Origin of the sequence: Streptomyces sp. AcH 505, assembly GCF_000818175.1 — a bacterium.
In the GTDB taxonomy this organism is placed as follows: domain Bacteria; phylum Actinomycetota; class Actinomycetes; order Streptomycetales; family Streptomycetaceae; genus Streptomyces.
This window is the reverse complement of the sequence record NZ_JTIY01000001.1, coordinates 4,748,325-4,753,018: the sequence shown is the minus strand read 5'-3', so window position 1 is coordinate 4,753,018 and position 4,694 is coordinate 4,748,325. Positions and strand designations below refer to the sequence as shown.

General features: G+C 71.5%; 4 protein-coding genes and 1 pseudogene. 3 read left to right on the top strand and 2 right to left on the bottom strand.

Going from position 1 to position 4,694, the window contains the following annotated elements; all coding sequences use genetic code 11:
* Positions 1-60: 60 nt before the first annotated feature.
* Positions 61-1,068, top strand: a complete 1,008-nt coding sequence (gene corA, locus HY68_RS21735) for a magnesium/cobalt transporter CorA (RefSeq protein ID WP_041991333.1) — start codon at positions 61-63, stop codon at positions 1,066-1,068.
* A 42-nt stretch (positions 1,069-1,110) separates the two neighbouring features.
* On the opposite strand, the gene HY68_RS21730 is transcribed toward corA, so the two are convergent.
* Positions 1,111-1,896, bottom strand: a complete 786-nt coding sequence (locus HY68_RS21730) for a hypothetical protein (protein WP_041991331.1) — start codon at positions 1,894-1,896, stop codon at positions 1,111-1,113.
* Between the two features lie 252 nt (positions 1,897-2,148).
* Positions 2,149-3,201 carry an LLM class F420-dependent oxidoreductase gene (locus tag HY68_RS21725; protein ID WP_041991329.1) on the bottom strand — a complete coding sequence of 351 codons (1,053 nt, stop codon included), beginning with the start codon at positions 3,199-3,201 and terminating at the stop codon, positions 2,149-2,151.
* A gap of 132 nt (positions 3,202-3,333) precedes the next feature.
* On the opposite strand from HY68_RS21725, the gene HY68_RS21720 reads away from it, so the two are divergent.
* Positions 3,334-4,314 (top strand): aldo/keto reductase, encoded by a 981-nt coding sequence (locus HY68_RS21720; RefSeq protein ID WP_041991327.1) that lies wholly within the window; start codon positions 3,334-3,336, stop codon positions 4,312-4,314.
* Positions 4,311-4,694: pseudogene (locus tag HY68_RS45380) on the top strand (DNA helicase RecD); the annotation flags it as partial. The gene HY68_RS21720 and the pseudogene HY68_RS45380, both read left to right, overlap by 4 nt.

The following is a 4,694-nucleotide window of genomic DNA, read 5'->3' as shown; positions in this document are numbered from 1 at the left end:
GCCGGCGGCGGGTCGGCCGTCGAGGGGCGATGACGAGTGAGGTCCCCCGGACCGGGAAGAATGCCAGCCGTGATCGTGGACTGTGCCATCTACCGCGACGGACACCGCACCGACGGACCCGCCGACTTCTCCGACGCCCTGGCCGAGGCGCGTTCCTCGGGGGACGCCTTCCTGTGGCTCGGGCTGCACGAGCCGACGGAGGTGGAGTTCGAGACGGTGAGCAGCGAGTTCGGGCTCCATCCGCTCGCCGTCGAGGACGCGCTGACCGCGCACCAGCGGCCCAAGCTGGAGATCTACGACGATTCGCTGTTCACGGTCATCAAGCCGGTCGCCTACGAGGCGGCGACCGACGACGTCTCGACGGGCGAGGTGATGGTCTTCATCGGCGACTCGTTCGTGGTGACGGTCAGGCACGGCGAGATCTCCCCGCTCGCCGCTGTCCGCAAGCGGCTCGAAGGGGACCCGGAGATCCTGAAGCGGGGTCCGACCGCCGTGCTGTACGCCATCAGCGACGCGGTGGTCGACAACTACATCGACGTGGCCGACGAGCTCCAGGTCGACCTGGAGGAGCTGGAGGCGGAGGTCTTCGCACCGGGCATCTCGGGCCCGGCCAAGGGGTCCGGCACGTCGACGGCGGCGCAGATCTACAACTTCAAGCGGCAGGTGCTGGAGTTCCGTCGCGCCACGGGGCCGCTGGCGATGCCCATGGCCCGGCTGACGGACCAGGAGGTGCCGTTCGTGAACGAGGAGTCCCGGCCGTTCTTCCGGGACGTCAACGACCACCTGACACATGCGAACGAGCAGGTCGAAGGGCTCGACCGGCTGCTCTCCGACATCCTGTCCGCGCATCTGGCGCAGATGGGTGTGCGGCAGAACGACGACATGCGGAAGATCTCGGCGTGGGCGGCCATGGCGGCGGTGCCCACGCTGGTGGCGGGCATCTACGGGATGAACTTCGACCACATGCCCGAGCTGCACTGGGTCTGGGGCTACCCCGCGGTGATCGCCCTGATGGCCACGGCCGTCATCAGCCTGCACCGGACGTTCAAGCGGCGCGGCTGGCTCTGAGCCGGACGGCAGCCCGGCCCGGCCGGTCCAGCTCGGTCCGGCTCAGAAGACGGGCGCGGCGGTGGCGGGGCCGCCGAGCGCGTCGCGCCGCTCCGGCATGGCGAGCCGGACCATCCGGCGCCAGCCGCCGGTCCGCTCGACGCCGTACATCGCGTTGATGCCGACCCGCAGCAGCGCGGCCTTGGGCGCCGGCCAGCCGAGGATGCGGCCCATGTGGTCCATCACGGCGAGGCTCACCTGGCGGTAGACCTGGATCTCGGCGCGGGCGCACTCGCTCAGCGCGGTGTGGATCGTCCTGCCGTGGCCGAGCCCGGCGAGCCGCAGCAGTTCCTCGTTGGAGTACGCGAGGTGGTTGTCCTCGTCGTTGCTGATCATCCTGACGGCCTTGCCGACCTCGGGGTCGTCGCCGAAGTACTTGCGCAGCATCACCATCTGGTCGCTGGCCCGCTGCTCGGTGACCCGGCTGTGCGAGAGGTAGATGACGATGTCCCGCTCGGTGAGCGGTTCGTCGCGGCGCAGCTTCTCGTGCGCGAGCCCGATGCCGCGCCGCTCCAGCAGGGCGGTGTAGTCGGTCTCCTGCGGGATGTCGACGGCGGGCAGGCCGCGCTTCTTGAGCAGCGCCTGGAAGAGCCGGCCGTGCTTGTCCTCGTCGGCGCCGTGCCGGGCGATCTTGGGCGCGAGGTCCCGCATGCCCGCGGGGACCAGCGCCGCGATCCTGCCGTTCTCCCAGCCGCCCTGGGCCTCGCCGCTGGCGGCGATGGAGCAGAAGAGCTGGAAGGCGCGGTCGTTGTCGAGCATTTCTCTGAACAGGCTTCGGGCCGAGAGCATCACTGCCACCTCCGTACAGAACCGACGTCCGCCGGATCCGAGTCAAAGCGGGTACGGGGCGGCAGGCAACAGGTGCGGGGCAGGACTGCTCCATACGAAGGACGCGGAAGGTGCGCCGGAGGGCGTAACCGAGCGGCGTCCGGAGGCGTTGTTCCGCATGACGGCCGTGGCGGGGAAGACCCCCGAGCCCCCACCACGGCCGCAGACTTCCGTCGGCCCGACCCGGGCCGGGCGTTCGCCGGCCGGCCGGGATCAGGACACGAGCCCGGCCCGCTCCAGTGCGTCGGTGCCGACCCGCAGCGCGGCCAGCCGCTCGTCGAGCGTGAAGCCCGCGGGGGCCAGGGTGAGGGTGGTGACACCGGCCGCCGCGTACGCCTGCATCCGGTCGGCGATCCGCTCGACGGAGCCCAGCAGGGTGGTCGAGTCGATGAGCTGGTGCGGTACGGCGGCGGCGGCGCCGGTCTTGTCGCCCGCCAGGTACTTGTCCTGGATCTCGGCCGCCTCCTTCTCGTACCCCATGCGCCGGGCGAGCTGGTTGTAGAAGTTCTGCTTGCGGCTGCCCATGCCGCCCACGTACAGCGCGGTGTACGGGCGGAAGACGTCCGCCAGGGCCTGGACGTCGTCACCGACGGCGAGGGGCAGCGTGGGACACACGTCGAACCCGTCCATCGTGAGCCCGGCCTTGGCACGGCCGGCCCGCAGATGCGTGATCGCGGTGTCCTCCAGATGCTCGGCCGAGGGGAAGATCAGCAGGGCGCCGTCGGCGATCTCGCCGGTCTGCTCCAGGTTCTTCGGGCCGATCGCCGCGATGTAGAGCGGAATGTGCTCGCGCTGCGGGTGGACGGTGAGCTTGAGCGGCTTGCCCGGGCCGTCCGGCAGCGGCAGTGTCCAGTGCTCGCCCTCGAACGACAGCCGCTCGCGGGACATCGCGCGGCGGACGATCTCGACGTACTCGCGGGTGCGGGCCAGCGGCTTGTCGAACTTGACGCCGTACCAGCCCTCGGAGACCTGCGGGCCCGACACCCCGAGGCCGAGCCGGAACCGGCCGCCGGAGAGCGAGTCGAGGGTGGCGGCGGTCATGGCGGTCATCGCGGGCTGGCGGGCCGGGATCTGCAGGATCGCCGAGCCGACGTCGATGGACTCGGTCTGCGCCGCCACCCAGGTCAGCACGGTGGGAGCGTCGGATCCGTACGCCTCGGCGGCCCAGCAGACGTCGTAGCCGAGCCGGTCGGCCTCCTGCGCGACGGCCAGGTTGTCGCTGTCCATCCCCGCGCCCCAGTAGCCGAGGTTGATGCCGAGCCGCATAACCGCTCCCTTCCCTTACCGACGAGTAACGTCCTTGTGCGGGGACTCTAGCGCGCGCCGCCGCTCGCGTCAGCGGCGCGTTGTCCACAGCCCTCTCTCCCCGTACGGTCCTGGCCAGTAATCTCAGCCACCATGGAGCAGAGGCATCTCGGCCGTACCGGCCTGCGTGTGTCCAGGATCGGGCTCGGCACCCTGACGTGGGGCAGGGACACCGACGAGCACGACGCGGCCCAGCAGTTGAAGACGTTCTGGGAGGCCGGCGGCACCCTGGTGGACACGGCGGACGTGTACGGCGGCGGGGAGTCGGAGTATCTGCTGGGCCAGCTCGTCGAGCGGCTGGTGCCCCGCAGGGATCTGATCATCGGGACCAAGGCCGGCAGTGTGCCGGACCCCGACCGGCGCTTCGACGGGTCGCGCGGACATCTGCTCGCCGCGCTGGACGCCTCGCTCGCCCGGCTCGGCACCGACTACGTGGACCTGTGGCAGGTCCACGCCTTCGACACCGAGACGCCGCTCGAAGAGACGCTGCACGCGCTGGACATCGCCGTCACCAGCGGCCGGGCGCGCTACGCGGGGGTGTCGAACTTCTGCGGCTGGCAGCTCGCCAAGGCGGCGACCTGGCAGCTCGCGCAGCCCGGCATACGCACGCGCCTCGCCAGCACACAGATGGAGTACTCGCTGTTGCAGCGCGGCGTCGAGCGCGAGGTGCTGCCGGCGGCGCTGGACCTGGGCGTGGGCCTGCTGCCCTCGTCACCGCTCGGCCGCGGGGTGCTCACCGGCAAGTACCGGCACGCCACGCCCGCCGACTCGCGGGGCGCTTCCGACATGGCGCTGTTCGTCGAGCCGTATCTGGACGAGGCGGCGAGCCGGATCGTCGACGCGGTGGTGACCGCGGCCGACGGGCTCGCCACGACCCCGCTGGAAGTCGCGCTGGCCTGGGTCAGGGACCGCCCGGGGGTGGTGGCCCCCATCGTCGGCGCGCGGAACGCGCAGCAGCTCGCGGCCGCGTTGTCAGTGGAGAGCCTTAGTCTTCCTGACGAGATCCGCCAGGCGCTGGACGATGTGTCGGCGCCCGTTCACCGCTATCCCGACCAGGACTGGAGCACGCTGTGAGTACGGACCACGAGACCGTGGACGAGACCCCGGATGCGGCGGGCCCGGACGCCGTGGAGACGGACGCGGCGGGTACGGACGTTGCCGGGACGGATGTTGCCGGTACGGACGCTGCGGGTACGGACGCGACGGCCACGGAGGCGGCGGCCGCAGAGGCGGCGGCACCCTCCGAGGCCGAGGCCGAGCTGGCCGCCCAGCGGGAGCTGCGGGAGCGCATCGAGCAGCGCAAGGCCGAGAAGGACGGGCCCATCGCGGCGGGGACGAAACTGAACGGGAAGGCGGCCGATCTGCTCGCCGCCGTACGGGCGGTGGAGAGCGGCGAGAAGGTCGACCCGGCCCTGCTGGCACCGCCCGCGCCCGCGCCGGTGGCAGAGCGGGCA

What these genes read in the sequence shown, in the direction of transcription:
- corA (WP_041991333.1), top strand. Translation starts at nt 61, where the DNA reads ATGCCAGCCGTGATCGTGGACTGTGCCATCTACCGCGACGGACACCGC.
- HY68_RS21730 (WP_041991331.1), bottom strand. Translation starts at nt 1,896, where the DNA reads ATGCTCTCGGCCCGAAGCCTGTTCAGAGAAATGCTCGACAACGACCGC.
- HY68_RS21725 (WP_041991329.1), bottom strand. Translation starts at nt 3,201, where the DNA reads ATGCGGCTCGGCATCAACCTCGGCTACTGGGGCGCGGGGATGGACAGC.
- HY68_RS21720 (WP_041991327.1), top strand. Translation starts at nt 3,334, where the DNA reads ATGGAGCAGAGGCATCTCGGCCGTACCGGCCTGCGTGTGTCCAGGATC.